13 protein-coding genes are annotated in these 14141 nt (G+C 71.5%); 2 read left to right on the top strand and 11 right to left on the bottom strand.

The window, feature by feature from the left end:
- Positions 1 to 67: 67 nt before the first annotated feature.
- The 3 genes from QP089_RS33390 to QP089_RS33380 form a co-directional block, all read right to left on the bottom strand.
- Entirely contained in the window at positions 68 to 820 is a 753-nt protein-coding gene (locus QP089_RS33390; protein ID WP_285917202.1) for an amino acid ABC transporter ATP-binding protein, read from the bottom strand.
- 70 nt (positions 821 to 890) lie between these two features.
- A complete protein-coding gene (locus QP089_RS33385) occupies positions 891 to 1802 on the bottom strand; it encodes an amino acid ABC transporter permease (protein WP_285917097.1) in 912 nt (303 codons plus the stop codon).
- A gap of 4 nt (positions 1803 to 1806) precedes the next feature.
- A complete protein-coding gene (locus QP089_RS33380) occupies positions 1807 to 2712 on the bottom strand; it encodes an ABC transporter substrate-binding protein (protein ID WP_285917095.1) in 906 nt (301 codons plus the stop codon).
- Positions 2713 to 3066: 354 nt separating this feature from the next.
- Here QP089_RS33380 and QP089_RS33375 point away from each other — a divergent pair, with 354 nt between their 5' ends.
- Complete coding sequence (locus QP089_RS33375; protein WP_285917094.1) at positions 3067 to 4257, top strand: NAD(P)-dependent malic enzyme; 1191 nt, start codon at positions 3067 to 3069, stop codon at positions 4255 to 4257.
- 68 nt (positions 4258 to 4325) lie between these two features.
- On the opposite strand, the gene sodX is transcribed toward QP089_RS33375, so the two are convergent.
- Entirely contained in the window at positions 4326 to 4739 is a 414-nt protein-coding gene (sodX, locus tag QP089_RS33370; RefSeq protein ID WP_285917092.1) for a nickel-type superoxide dismutase maturation protease, read from the bottom strand.
- Between the two features lie 208 nt (positions 4740 to 4947).
- Here sodX and sodN point away from each other — a divergent pair, with 208 nt between their 5' ends.
- Complete coding sequence (sodN, locus tag QP089_RS33365) at positions 4948 to 5346, top strand: superoxide dismutase, Ni (protein WP_285917090.1); 399 nt, start codon at positions 4948 to 4950, stop codon at positions 5344 to 5346.
- A gap of 52 nt (positions 5347 to 5398) precedes the next feature.
- Here sodN and QP089_RS33360 read toward each other — a convergent pair whose 3' ends face one another.
- From QP089_RS33360 to QP089_RS33330, 7 genes are all read right to left on the bottom strand, one after another.
- Entirely contained in the window at positions 5399 to 5869 is a 471-nt protein-coding gene (locus tag QP089_RS33360; RefSeq protein ID WP_285917089.1) for a GNAT family N-acetyltransferase, read from the bottom strand.
- Between the two features lie 42 nt (positions 5870 to 5911).
- Positions 5912 to 7147, bottom strand: a complete 1236-nt coding sequence (locus QP089_RS33355) for an enolase C-terminal domain-like protein (RefSeq protein WP_285917087.1) — start codon at positions 7145 to 7147, stop codon at positions 5912 to 5914.
- A complete protein-coding gene (locus QP089_RS33350; protein ID WP_285917085.1) occupies positions 7148 to 10186 on the bottom strand; it encodes a glycoside hydrolase family 38 N-terminal domain-containing protein in 3039 nt (1012 codons plus the stop codon).
- Positions 10187 to 10222: 36 nt separating this feature from the next.
- On the bottom strand, positions 10223 to 11029 hold the full coding sequence (locus tag QP089_RS33345; protein ID WP_285917084.1) for a carbohydrate ABC transporter permease: 807 nt from the start codon (positions 11027 to 11029) through the stop codon (positions 10223 to 10225).
- Positions 11029 to 11988: a carbohydrate ABC transporter permease gene (locus QP089_RS33340; protein WP_285917082.1), complete on the bottom strand. Its 960-nt coding sequence runs from the start codon at positions 11986 to 11988 to the stop codon at positions 11029 to 11031. The genes QP089_RS33345 and QP089_RS33340 overlap by 1 nt, the downstream gene beginning before the upstream one ends.
- Before the next feature lie 8 nt (positions 11989 to 11996).
- Positions 11997 to 13274 (bottom strand): ABC transporter substrate-binding protein, encoded by a 1278-nt coding sequence (locus QP089_RS33335; RefSeq protein ID WP_285917080.1) that lies wholly within the window; start codon positions 13272 to 13274, stop codon positions 11997 to 11999.
- A 170-nt stretch (positions 13275 to 13444) separates the two neighbouring features.
- Complete coding sequence (locus tag QP089_RS33330; RefSeq protein ID WP_285917078.1) at positions 13445 to 14137, bottom strand: FadR/GntR family transcriptional regulator; 693 nt, start codon at positions 14135 to 14137, stop codon at positions 13445 to 13447.
- Positions 14138 to 14141: the final 4 nt, after the last annotated feature.

Genomic DNA, 14141 nt, shown 5'->3' with positions numbered 1-14141 from the left:
CGGACGGCCCGCCCCCGTCGGGGGGCGGGCCGTCCGGCGGAACGCGCCCGTGAACTGCGGAGCGGGGTCAGAGCACCTTGGACAGGAAGTCCTGCGTGCGCGGATGCTGCGGGCTGGCCAGCACGTCGCGGGGCGCGCCCTTCTCGACGATGACGCCGCCGTCCATGAAGACGAGCGAGTCGCCGACCTCGCGGGCGAAGCCCATCTCGTGGGTGACGACGACCATCGTCATGCCGTCCACCGCGAGCTGCTTCATGACCTCCAGCACCTCGCCGACCAGCTCCGGGTCGAGCGCGGAGGTCGGCTCGTCGAACAGCATCAGCGCCGGCTCCATGGCCAGCGCCCGCGCGATCGCGACGCGCTGCTGCTGCCCGCCGGACAGCTGCGCCGGGTAGCTCTGCGCCTTGTCGCCGAGCCCGACCCGGTCGAGCAGGGCGAGCGCCTGCTGCCGCGCCTCCCCCTTCGGGCGGCGCTTCACCCGGCAGGGCGCCTCCATGACGTTCTCCAGCGCCGTCATGTGCGGGAACAGGTTGAACCGCTGGAACACCATGCCGATCTCGCGGCGCTGCGCGGCGACCTCCCGGTCGCGCAGCTCGTGCAGCTTCTCGCCGACCTGCCGGTAGCCGACGAGGTGCCCGTTCACCCACAGCCGCCCGGCGTTGATCTTCTCCAGGTGGTTGATGCAGCGCAGGAACGTCGACTTGCCGGAGCCCGACGGCCCGATGACGCACATCACCTCGCCGGGCATGACCTCCAGGTCGATGCCCTTGAGCACCTCGGTCCGGCCGAACGACTTGTGCACCTGCTCGGCCTTGACCATGGGGCCGCCGGTGGCCGCGGTCCCCTTCGTCAGGTCGGTCACGTCCTCATCCCCTTCACCGCGCGCCCCCTCACTGCGCGCCACCGCCGCCGCGGAAGCGGAGCCGCTGCCGGGACGCCTCGCCCCGGCTCGTCCCCCGGCTGTAGTGCCGCTCCAGGTAGTACTGGCCGATCATCATCACCGAGGAGATCAGCAGGTACCACAGGCACGCCATCACCAGCATCGGGATGATCTTGTAGGTGCTGGCGTAGATGGTCTGCGCGGTGAACGTCAGCTCCGAGTAGGGGACGGCCGCCACCAGCGAGGTGTTCTTCAGCATCGAGATCGCCTCGTTGCCGGTCGGCGGGACGATCACCCGCATCGCCTGCGGCAGCACGATCCGGCGCATCGTCTGCGCGCGGGACATGCCGAGCGCGCTCGCCGCCTCCTGCTGGCCCTCGTCCACCGACAGGATCCCGGCCCGGACGATCTCGGCCATGTAGGCGGCCTCGTTGAGGATCAGCCCCAGCGCCGCGGCGATCGCCACGTTGATCAGCGACTGGGTCTTCCAGGTGTGGAACTCCGGCCCGAACGGGATCCCGACGCTCAGCGTCGGGAACAGGCTGCCGACCGCGCCCCAGATCAGCAGCTGGGTGTACAGCGGGGTGCCGCGGAAGAACCACAGGTACACCCACGCCGCGCCGCTCAGCAGCGGGTTGGACGACATCCGCATGAGGGCCAGGATGATGCCGAGCACCACGCCGCCGAGCATCGCCGCGAGCGTCAGCCAGATGGTGTTGCGGACGCCCTTCAGGACCGCGTCGGAGAACAGGTACTTCCACTGCTCCGACCACTCCAGGGACTTGCTGGTGAGCAGGAAGTGGACGAACATCGCGACCAGGACCGCGATGACCGCCGCGCCCACCCAGCGGCCCGGGTGCCGGACCGGGACGGCCCGGATCGCCTCGGGCCGCCCCTTCTCGACCTCGTTGTCGACCGCCATCCGATCAGCTCGTCGCTCCGTTGATCACCGGATCGGTGATGGCGCCGCTCTCCACGCCGTTCTCGGTGAGGATCTTCTTGTAGGTGCCGTCGGCGATGAGCGCCTTCAGCGCGCCGAGGACGGCGTCCTTCAGCTGGCCGGAGTTCTTGCCGATGGTGTAGCCGTACGGCGCGGTGTCGTAGACCTGGCCGATGATCTGCAGCTTGCCGGTCTTCTTCAGCGCGTCGCCGACGATCGGCGAGTCGGCGGCCATGCCGTCGACCTTGCCGGCGACCAGGTCGTTGTTGACCTCGGTCTGCTGCTTGCGGACGACCGGCTTGATCGCCGGCTTGCCCGCGTCGGTGCACTTCTTGCTGCGCTTCTTCAGGTCGTCGACCTGCACGGTGCCCTGCTGGACGCCGATGCTCTTGCCGCACGCGTCGTCGGGGTTCACGCCCTTGGGGTTGCCCTTGAGCGTCGCCCAGGCGGTGCCCGCCGAGTAGTAGGTGACGAAGTCGACGGCCTGCTCGCGCTCCTTGGTGTCGGTGAACGAGGAGACGCCGACCTCGTACTTGCCGGACTGCACGCCCGGGATGATCGTGTCGAAGCCCGCGTTCTGGAACTCGACCTTCAGCCCGAGCTTGCCGGCGACGGCGGTGAACAGGTCCACGTCCCAGCCGTGGATCTTCTGCGTGGCCGGGTCGACCGACTCGTTGGGCGGGTAGGACGCGTCCGAGCCCACCATGATCTTGCCGTCGCTCTTGATGTTCGCCGGCACCAGGGCGGCGAGCTTGGCGTCCGCGCTGGTCTTCGGCGCGGTGCTCCCGCCGCCGGAGTCGTTGTCGTCGCCGCAGGCCGACAGGGCGAGGGCGCCTGTCAGCACGAGCGCGCCCGCCGCGAGGGCATGGCGGCGCAGAGAACCGGTGATCACAGGTCCCCCTCCAGTGGTTGCGTCGGATCCGCACGGATCCCTGAGGTCAGGTGCACATTTTGGCGCACACCGGACCCAATGCGGATAAAGGGTCCGACACAATCGGACAACGAGGCAGCCCGGCACCCGCGCCGCCACCCTGCGATCCGGCACTGTACGCGATCACCACGCTACCGCCCGTGGCGATCAGTGACGGTCGCCACCGCCCCGTCCCCGGGATCGGCGGCACCCCGTATGGCACAATCGGACAACGGGTGACCCCCGTACGTCGCGAGATGTCCACCAGGTGACGGCCACCAGACCACACCACCGCGGCGGCATCGCCCGAAAGCCAACTTTCAGACAGGGGTCGCTGTGGCTGCCGAGCCCATTCCCACCGAACCGCTCTCACTGGACGACGATCCGGCCTTCCCGCTGCACCGCGGCGGCAAGCTGGAGATGCGGTCGACCATCCCGGTCCGCAACAAGGACGATCTGTCCCTCGCCTACACGCCCGGCGTCGCCCGGGTGTGCACCGCCATCGCCGACAACCCCGAGCTCGCCTACGAGTACACCTGGACCTCCAGGGTCGTCGCCGTGGTCACCGACGGCACCGCCGTCCTCGGCCTCGGCGACATCGGCCCGGCCGCCTCCATGCCCGTCATGGAGGGCAAGTCGCTGCTGTTCAAGGAGTTCGCCGACGTCGACTCCGTGCCGATCGCGCTGAACTGCACCGGCGTCGACGAGATCGTCGAGACCGTGATCCGGCTGGCGCCGAGCTTCGGCGGCATCAACCTCGAGGACGTCAGCGCCCCGCGCTGCTTCGAGATCGAGGACCGGCTCCGCGAGGCCCTCGACATCCCCGTCTTCCACGACGACCAGCACGGCACCGCCATCGTCGCGCTCGCCGCGCTGAAGAACGCCGCCCGCTTCGTCGGCAAGCCGCTGTCGGAGCTGCGCGCCGTCGTCGCCGGCGCCGGCGCGTCCGGCATCGCCGTCTCGCAGATCCTCATCGAGGCCGGCATCGGCGACATCGCGCTGTCGGACAGCAAGGGCCTCATCCACGAGGGCCGCGACGGGCTCAACCCCGTCAAGCGGCGCATCGCCGCGATCACCAACCGGTCGCACCTGACCGGCTCCACCGAGGAAGCGCTGCGCGGCGCCGACGTGTTCATCGGCCTGTCCGGCAGCACCGTGCACGAGTCGTGCGTCGCGACGATGTCCGACAGCGCGATCGTGTTCGCCCTCTCCAACCCCACCCCCGAGGTGCACCCGGACGTCGCGCGCCGGCACGCCAAGGTCGTCGCGACCGGCCGCAGCGACTTCCCGAACCAGATCAACAACGTGCTCGCCTTCCCCGGCATCTTCCGCGGCGCACTGGACGTGCGCGCGCACTCCATCACCGAGGGCATGAAGCTGGCCGCCGCGAACGCGCTGGCCGACATCGTCGGCGACGACCTCACCGCCGACTACGTCATCCCCAACCCCTTCGACGACCGGGTCGCGCCCGCCGTCACCGCCGCGGTTGCCGCGCAGGCCCGCGCCGAGGGCGTCAGCCGCATCTGACCCCGCCGCCACGACACCGCGGCGTGCCGCGCGGCCCGCGTCCCCACCACGGGACGCGGGCCGCGCCGCTACCGTCCGGCCGCGGGCCCACCGGCCCCGGGGCGGACGGACAGCCGCCGCCACGGCCAGTACCGCGCCACGACCCGGCCGAGGATCCGGCCGTCCGGCACGGCGCCGAAGTCCCAGCTGTCGCGGCGGCCGCGGGCGCGCTGGTTGTCGCTCTCCAGCCACCAGCCGTCCCCGGAGCGGTGCGCCGCCCGCTTGACGATCAGCACGTCCGCCCGCTCCGGGTGCCGCGCGACCACGACGTCCCCGGGGCGCGGCCGGGCGCCGGCCAGCACCACCAGCCAGTCCCCCGGCGCCAGCCCCGGCAGCATCGAGTCGCCGGTCACCGCGACCGTCCGCAGCCGCCCGCGCGTCCCGGCCAGCGCCAGCAGCACCGCCCCGCCGAGCGTCCAGGCCACCGGGTGGCGCATCCGCATCGCTCTCCTCGCCTTCCTGCACGGCGCTTTCGCGCGTTCGGCCGCATAGTCCCGCGGCCACGGGTCACCATCACGGGGAAAGGGTTCCGGGCCGCGCCGCGGCCCGGTCCTAGGCCGAATTACCGAGCGCCCTGGCCGGACGGGCCCGGGGGCACAAGGGTAATGTCGGTGCCCTGAGCATGATCCGCAACGAGGAAGGGAATCGCAGGTGTTCAAGCTTCTGCGCCCGAAGACCACGGTCTCCGCGCACTGCGACCTGCCGTGTGGCGTCTACGACCCGGCGCAGGCCAGGATCGAGGCCGAGTCGGTCAAGGCGATCTGCGAGAAGTACGCGGCCAACGAGGACCCGGAGTTCCGGGCCCGCGCGATCCTGATCAAGGAGCAGCGCTCCCAGCTGGTCAAGGAGCACCTGTGGGTGCTCTGGACCGACTACTTCAAGCCGCCGCACTTCGAGAAGTACCCGCAGCTGCACCAGCTGTTCAACGAGGCCACCAAGCTCGCCGGCGCCTCCGGCACCAAGGGCAGCATGGACCCCAAGGTCGCCGACGACCTGCTCGCCAAGATCGACGAGATCTCGAAGATCTTCACCGAGACCAAGCAGGGCTGACCCGCCCGCACACCGAGGCCCGGCCCCGCTGGGGGCCGGGCCTCGACCTGTGTCAGGAGCGGGCGGCCTTGGTCAGGGCGTCGCCGGTGAGGCGGTAGGTCGTCCACTCGTCCTGCGGGCGGGCGCCCAGGGACTCGTAGAAGCCGATCGCGGGCTTGTTCCAGTTGAGGACGGCCCACTCGACGCGTTCGTAGCCGCGCTCGTCGGCGATGCGGGTGAGCTCGGTGAGCAGCGCCCTGCCGTGGCCGTGGCCGCGGACGTCCGGGTCGACGAACAGGTCCTCCAGGTAGATGCCGTGCGTGCCGTTCCACGTGGAGAACGTGAGGAACCACACGGCGAAGCCCGCGACGCGGCCCTCGTGCTCGGCGATGAGCGCGTGGACGCGCGGGTCGTCGCCGAAGAGCCGGGCGCGCAGCTGCTCCTCGCTGGCCTTCACCTCGTGCAGGGCGCGCTCGTACTCGGCGAGCTCGCGGATGAGCCGGAGGATCTCGGGGACGTCGTCGGGGACGGCAGGGCGGATCATGTCCGAAAGGTTATGACAGGTCACCGCATGTGCCGCCGCCGGTCAGATCGGACCGAGCGCCGCGGTCGGGTCGGCCCACCGCTGGTTCGGGACGAGCGGGTACCAGCCGGGACGGCCCGGGTCGCGGTCGTAGGGGTAGTCGCCGACCTCGCGGTAGAGCTCGGCGTACTCGGCGACCTTGTCGCGGTCCAGCGTGACGCCGAGGCCCGGCCCGGACGGCACCGCGATGCGACCGCCGTCGTAGCGCAACGGGCCGCCCTCGATGACGTCGCCGGCGAGATGGTGGTAGTGCGCGTCGGCGGCGTAGGTGAGGTTCGGCAGCACGGCGCCGAGGTGCAGCATCGTGGCGAGCTGGATCCCGAGCTCCCCGGACGAGTGCACCGACACCCCGATCTGGAACGTGTCGCAGATCCCGGCCGCCTTCACGCACGGGCGGATGCCGCCCCAGAACGTGGTGTCGAGCAGCACGACGTCCACGCTGCGGTGCAGCACGTTCGTGGCGAGCTGCTCGAAGTTCACGACGACGGTGTTGGTGGCCAGCGGCGTGCTCACCCGTTCCCGGACGAGCCGCAGCCCTTCCAGGCCCCAGACGGGGTCTTCGAGGTAGTCGTTGTTGAGCGCCTCGATGGCCTTCCCGAACCGCAGGCCCTCGTCCAGGCTCAGCACGGCGTTGGGGTCGTAGCGCAGCCGGTCGCCGGGGAACGCCGCGGCCAGCGCCTGGTAGCACTCCAGCTCGTAGCCGGGCGGGAAGACGCCGCCCTTGAGCTTGTGGACGGTGAAGCCGTGCCGTTCCTTCAGGTCGCGGGCGTGCGCGACGAGCTGCTCGGGGGTGCGGACCTCCGGCGTCCGGCCGTCCGCGCCGGGGTAGCGGTAGAACAGGTAGGACGCGAACGGGACGCTGTCGCGGACGCGTCCGCCGAGCAGGTCGTGCGCGGGCACGCCGAGGTGCTTGCCGATCAGGTCCAGGCAGGCGAACTCGACGGCGGCGAGCATCTGGGTGCGGTTGTTGTACAGGCTCGCCGTCGGGTTGGCGATCTTGAAGCGGAGCGCCTCCAGCTCGAACGGGTCGTGCCCCTCCAGGTAGGGCGCGAGCGCGCGGAACGCGGCCTCGGCGCTCTGCCCGCCGCCGCCCATCTCGCCCAGCCCGACCAGGCCGTTGTCCGCCTCGACCTCGACGATCGTGCGGACGAAGCGGCCCCAGTGCGCGCCGTTGCTGTGCAGCAGCGGCGCCTCCAGCGGGACCGCGACGGTCGTGGCCCGGATGCCGGTGATCTTCATTCAGCGGTTCCCCTTCACCGTGACGGCGGCGATCCCGCAGGCGGGCAGGCGGACGGTCGCGGCGCCGTCGCGGACGGGCGCCTCGGCGGCGTCGCGGCCGAGGCCGGAGTCGACGACGGCGCGGCGCATCCCGGGCACGGCCAGCGCGGTCTCCACCGGCGCGGCCGACAGCGACCGGAGCCGGACGACGAGGTCGGCGCCGTCCCGCCCGATCGAGGTGACCTGCACGTCGGGGTCGTCGACCGATGCGAACGCCTCGACCGGCGCGGCCCGTCCGGTCCCGGTCATCAGCGTCGCGACGAACGGGTCGGTCAGCCCGGCGGCGGCGGCCGCGCCGAGCCGCCGTCCCGGCGTCCCGCCGGCGGCGGAGGCGACGGCGTACCGGAAGGTGGTCTCGCCCTGCTGCTGGGACGGGAAGTTGGTGTCCCAGATGTTGTTCAGCGCCCAGGAGTAGACCGTGGCGGGCTCGTCGTCGAGGGTCGGCGGGAACGGCGCGTACGGCATGTGGATCGAGCCGAACTGGACGAGCGGCGCCTCCAGCGTCGCCCACGCCACGGTCAGCTCGGGCTCCTCGTAGGCGACCCAGTGCCGGATCGGCCGCATGTGCTCGGCGGAGCCGGGCACGCTCGGCACGCCGGTGCCGCCGACGCCGCCGGTCAGCTCCCAGGCCGCGGGCGGCCCGCCGGTCGCGAAGGGGAAGGCGAGGAACACCGCCTCCTTGGTGGCGGTCGGCTGTTTGCCGAGCTGGAAGCGCAGGTCGAGGCGCGGCACGCCGGCATGCAGGTCGAGGGTCGTGCGGATCCAGTCGACGCCCTTGCCGGTCAGCTCCACGACCAGGCGTTCTCCGGCCGGGGTGCGCTCGCACCTGACCACGGCGGCGTGCCTGCCGATCGCGCGGTCGCCGAGGAGCGTCTTGTCGTGGACGAGCATGTGCCCGGACATGTGGTTGAAGTGGGGTGCGGTGGCGTACCGGTCGTAGACGTACTGCCCGAAGCCGGCGGCGGCGTCGGCGTTCACCAGCTCGCGTCCGGCCGACTTGTCGAAGATGGAGCTGATGTGCCCCTCGGCGAGGTCGTAGGCGACCCGGTAGTGCTCGTTCTCGATCACGCCGTCGCGGCCCAGGTCGACCGGTTCGGGCGCGGGGGCGTCGCCGCGGACGACGTCCAGCCGGACGCGTCCCATGCCGGGGACGTCCGGGACGACCACCTCCAGGTGGCGGCCGATCGGGCGGGTCGGCCACTCGTCGGGGTCGACCTCCTCCTCGTGGTGCGGCAGCGGGTCGCCGGTGCGGGCGTCCAGGAGCGTCACGGGCACGTCCACGGGCACCACGTCGCGCGGCAGGAAGGCGCGGACGGCGTCGGTGCGGGTCGCGGTGCCGGGGTTGACGACGGCGAACGAGGCGAGCGCGTCCGGCGCTGGCCCGAGCGTGGCGCCGAGCCGCCGCGCCCCGGCCTGCAGCAGGTCGAGGGCGTCGTCGTGGGCCTGGTAGCCGACCGAGGACTTGCGGGTCCACTGCAGGCCGCCGGAGTCGTTGCCCTCCTCGGCGTCCTCCCACGGGTTGGCCGCGCCCCAGGTGTGCTCGTCGAACAGGGCCGCCTTGTCGTAGGCGTCGTCCAGGCCGTCGGCCCGCGCGCCCGCGAGGGCGTGCAGGGTCTCGGCGGTGCGCAGGACGTTCTGGGCGCGCCGGACGTGGCCGAGCGGGCGGGCGCCGGAGCCGAGGCCGTCGGCCCACCAGTCGGTCCAGTCGCCCTCGTGGACCTGGAGCCGCTCGTAGTGGTGCTCCTCGACGTGCTCGAAGAAGTCGGCGTTGGTCGCCATCCGCAGCCGCGGGTACTCCCATGCCGCGTTCCAACGCCGCGCGATGTCGGCCGGCATGATCGACGGGCCGGCGTTGTCGGCGTGCGCGCCCTGCACCCGCAGGTGCACCGCGTCCAGCACGTCGGGGGCCTTGTCGGCACCGACCTGGCCGGGCGCGGCGTACCAGCCGAAGGTGCCGGGCCCGTAGGGGTAGGGCCGGTCGGCGAGGGAGGACAGGTAGCGCGGCAGCAGGTCCTCGGCGAGGTCGTAGCCGTCGACGAGCCCGACCGTGTTGCCCTCCATGTACGCCATGCCGTGCGGGGTGTCGGTGAACCAGACGATCAGTTCGCGGCCGCTCGGGGCGCGCCAGCGGAAGGGGCGGCCGAGCCTGTCGCCGCCGGTGACGTACGGCACCGAGCGGCCGGCCCAGTTGTGCGCGGCGGCGAGGTAGCGCACGCCGGCCGCGTTGAGCGCGTCCACGACGCCGACGACCGCACCGGGGATGTCGGTGTGCATGGCGGACCGGACGTCGATGCCGTACCGGTTCCGCAGGTCTTCCACGAACCGCAGCTGCCGGTACAGCTCATCGGTGGAGCACGCCTCGGTGTGCAGCTGCATCGGGAACGCGGTGACCTCGATGTTGCCGGCCCGCGTGCGCTCGACGAACTCGGCGACCATGTCGTCCGGACGGGCGGCGAGCCAGCGCAGCGCGGGCAGCGACGACTCCACCGACCAGCGGAAACGGGCGTCGTCGGGCCGGCCGTCGGTCTCCCGCGACAACCGCAGCGCGGCGTCCAGGTAGTCCAGATGGTGGCGCAGGACGGTGCCCTGGGTGTCGGTGTAGCCGATGTCCAGGTGCGAATGGTGGACGACGAAGACGCTCCACTTGCGCTGCGGCGTGACGTCGAGCGGTGCGGCGCCGACGAGGCCCGCGTCGTCCCGCACCTCCAGCGTGAGGCGGCGCGTGGTGTCGACGGCCGGGACGAGCAGCGTCGCCCGGCCGTCGTCGCCGGTGCGCTCCTCGGCGTCGCCGAGGCGCAGCGTCAGGCCGGGCGCCGCCTCGATCCGGACGGCCTGCCGGAGGGCGCCGGCCTCGTCCCGGCGGAACAGCGGGACCACGGCCGCCCGCACCGACAGCCCGCGGACCGCGAGCACCTCCGCGGAGGTGTCGTGGCGGAGGGCGGCGCGGATCCCGTCGTAGTCCGGGGAGCCGAGGCTCTCGGTCAGGAGCCGACTGGTCATCCTTGTCCTCTCGAAAAGACTGCGACCAAGGGGAGATCAGAACTGGGCGAGCGTCAACCCGCGGGTGAACAGCCGCTGCGTCGCCAGGAAGAGCACGACCGTGGGCAGCGAGACCACGAGCCCGGCGGCCAGCGCGACCGGGACGGGCGTCCCGGCGTACACGTCGGTGGTGAGCGCCGACAGCTCCGCCCAGACCGGCCGCACGTTCTGCGACTGCGACAGCGTCAGCCCGAACAGCAGGTCGTTCCAGACGTAGGTGAACTCGAGGATGAAGACGGCGGCCAGCGCGGCCGACGACAGCGGCAGGTAGATGCGCCAGAAGATGCGGAAGGTGGACGCGCCGTCCAGCCGCGCCGCCTCGAAGATCGAGACGGCCACCGAGCCGAAGAAGTTGCGCATCACCAGCGCGGCGAGCGGCACGCTGATCGCGGTGTGGACCAGCACCAGGCCCATCTGGTTGTCGTACAGCGACACCTTGCTGTAGCCGACGAACAGCGGCACGAGCAGCATCTGGAACGGCACGACCGTCCCGGCGAAGATCACGATGAACCACAGGAACCCGAACCGGACCCGCAGCACGACGATCGCGTACCCGGCGAGCGCGCCGAACAGCACCGCGAGCGCCGGGGCGACCAGGCTGTAGATGACGGTGCTGCCGATCGTGGCGCCGACGTCGGTGCGGCTCCACGCCTCGCCGATGTTGTCGAACAGGCCCACCGACCCGGGCGGCTTCACCGCGTCGGACGGGTCGTAGTCGCCGGCCGGGCGGACGGCGTTCGCGACGATCAGGTACGTCGGGAACAGCCAGACCAGCCCGAGGACGATCAGCACGGCGCGGCGCATCAGGAGCCCTCCTTGCCGAGCTGGTGGCGCAGGTAGAGGTAGGAGGCCAGGCCGGTGACCGTGGTGAGCAGCACCGCGATCGCCGAGCCGTAGCCGTACTCGTCGGCGACGAAGACCTGCCGGTACATGGTCACCGCGAGGGTCTCGGAGGTCCGGCCGGGACCGCCCTGCGTCATCACCCAGACGATGTCGAAGGTCTTCAGGCTCGCCACCAGCGCCAGCCCGAACACCACGGTGGTGAGCGGCCGCATCAGCGGCCAGATGACGTGCCGGAACAGCTGCCATCCCGACGCGCCGTCGATGCGGGCGGCCTCGATCGGCGCGCGCGGGATCGACTGGAGGCCGACCACGAACAGCAGCATGTTGACGCCGAGCTGCTGCCACGCCCACACCACGATCATCGCGAGGGTGTTGCGCGGGCCGTCGCGCAGGAACTCGGCGTGGCCGCCCGGCATGCCGAGGAAGGTCAGCACCTGGTTGGCCATGCCGTCGGGCTGGAGGATGAAGCCCCAGATCAGGCCGAGGCCCGCGCCCGACATCGCGTACGGGATGAGGAACGGCAGCCGGAACCACGCGCCGCCCTTGATGTTGTACGACAGCACCGCGACCAGCAGGCCGAGGCCGACCGGCAGGATCGTGGTGCCGGCGACCCACAGCAGGGTGTTGCGGATCGAGGTGAGCAGCGCCTCGTCCTGCAGCAGCCGCCGGTAGTTGTCCAGCCCGGTGAACTTCGGCGACCCGAGGCCGTCGTAGCTGGTCAGGCTGAGGTAGGCCGTCCACAGGAACGGCAGGTAGATGAGGACGGCGACGAAGAGGACGGCCGGCGTGAGGTAGGCGGGCCGGAACCTGCCGTACATCGCGAATCCGCTGGGGAGGCGCCGGCCGCCGCCGCTCCGCCGCCCGCCCCGCGCGCGGCCGGGCGAGGCCTTCGCGCGCAGGGCGGTCGTCTGATCGGTCATGACGGGGCTCAGCTTCCGGCCTTGTGGGTCTTCCAGTACTCCTCGTTGGCCTTCTGGACGTCCTGGAGCACCTTCATGTACGAGCCGGGCTTGCTGAGGAAGCCGTCGAAGCCGCTCAGCGCGGCGGTCAGCACCGGGGCGGGCGCGGCCTCGAAGTAGCGCAGCACCAGCCGGTTCCCGCCGCCCGCGGCCTCCTTGGTGACCTTGTCCAGCTCGGGGTCGGCGACCTTCACCTTCGGGTTGCCCGACACGTCGCCGCGGGCGTTGGCCCACTTCTCCTGCGCGGCCGGGGTGATCCACCACTTCAGGTACTTGGTGCTGGCGGCCGCGTCGGGCGCCTTGCGCAGCGAGCACAGCGGCCCGCTCTCGAAGACCAGCGACCGCTTCGGCAGGGACGGGTTCACGTTCGGGATGAAGAAGAACCCGTAGTCGGTGCCCTGCTTGAGGCCGCGCTGGGTCATGCTCGTGTTGAACCAGGTCCCGTTGATGACCATGGCGGCGTCGCCGGACTTGAAGTGGTCCGCCGGGTCGGCCTTGTCACCGGGGTTGGAGAAGTACCCGGCGTCGATCATCGACTTCCACTGCTGCATCACCTTGACCACGCCCGGGTCGGTGTAGGACGCCTGCCCGGTCGACAGCCGCTCGTACAGGTCGGGGTCGGTGCCTGCGAGCAGCTGCTCGAACCACGCGAAGGAGAACAGGGAGGTCGGGGTGGTCTGGTTGAAGGGCACCTGGCCCTTGCTCTTCAGCGTCTGGGCGGTCTTCATCAGGTCCGCCCAGGTGGTGGGCGGCTTCAGACCGTACTTCGCGAAGATCTTCTTGTCGTAGAACATGCCCCAGTACGCGGTGTTGAGCGGCACGCAGTACTGCTTGCCGCCGACCGTGTAGTACTTGGCCAGGTCCTGGGTGAGGTCGCCGCTCCTGATCCCGTCCCGCCAGATCGAGGTCGTCTCGGCGACCTGGTTCTGCTTGACGATCTCCTCGAGGCGGCCGCCGGTCGTCCAGGTGAACAGGTCCGGCTTGACCTTGGTGCGGAACGAGGACTTGATGAACGCGGTGTAGGTCGGCTCGTCGGTGTAGCCGACCGGCGTCATCTCCAGCCCGGTCTGCTGCTTGCCCAGCGCGCTCATCTGCTCGAAGAAGGGCTTCCACGCGCCCTTGTCGTTGTAGAGCCTGAGCCCGGACTTCGACCCGCCGGAGTCGTTGCCCGAGGCGCAGCCCGCGACGGCGGCCAGCGCCGCGGCCGCCGCGAGGACGGCGGTCGTGCGCGTGCGCATCGACGGCATGGGGGCCTCCTTGGTTCATGGGGTGGGTGGGGAGGTCGGAGGGTGAGGAGGGTGGCGAGGGTGTGCCGAGCGGGACCGCCGGCCCCGCGGGGCGAGCGGCCTGTTCGTACGGGTGGGTCGGAGGGGGTGCGTCGGAGGGGTGCGGCGGACGGGTGGGTCGGACGGTGCGGTCAGGTGAGCCGGGACTCGATGACCTTCGTGACGTCGAGCAGGTGCGCCCGCATCAGCTCCTCGGCGCGCCCGTCGTCGCCGGCCTCGATGGCGTCGAGGATGGCGCGGTGCTCCTCGTGGTCGCGGCGCCGGTCGTCGAAGATCCGCAGTATCTCCCGCTGCTCGGCGCCGTGCACCGACAGCAGCGAGTCGATGACCTCGCCGAGCACCGCGTTGCCGGACGCCTGGGCGGCGGCGCGGTGGAAGGTCCGGTTGGCGGCGTCCAGCTCGGCGTCCTCGCCCTCCAGGTGCCGGCCCGCCTGGTCCAGGACGGCGCGCAGCCGGTCCAGGTCGGCGGGCGCGGCGCGGCGGGCGGCCATCGCGGCGAGCGGCGGCTCGATGAGCAGCCGGGCGTCCAGCAGCTCCAGCAGCCGGTCGCCCTGCAGCGGCCGGACGTTGGGGTTGGGGATGACGACCCGTTCGAGGTCGGCGCCCACGTAGATCCCCGAGCCGTGCCGCATCTGCACCGCGCCGGTGGCCTCCAGCCGGCGCAGCGCCTCGCGGAGGGTCGGCGTGGTCACCGCGAAGCGCTCCGACAGCTCCCGCGCCGAGGGCAGCCGGTCGCCCGGACCCAGCCCGCCGGAGCGGATCAGCTCCAGCACGCGCTCGGTGAGCGCGTCGGAGAGACTGGGCCGGGCCACATCCTTGGACATCGTC

The sequence above is a fragment of the Actinomadura opuntiae genome, from assembly GCF_030283205.1.
Lineage (GTDB): Bacteria > Actinomycetota > Actinomycetes > Streptosporangiales > Streptosporangiaceae > Spirillospora.
The sequence above is the reverse complement of the archived record's forward strand: the minus strand, read 5'-3'. Positions and strand labels throughout refer to the sequence as shown.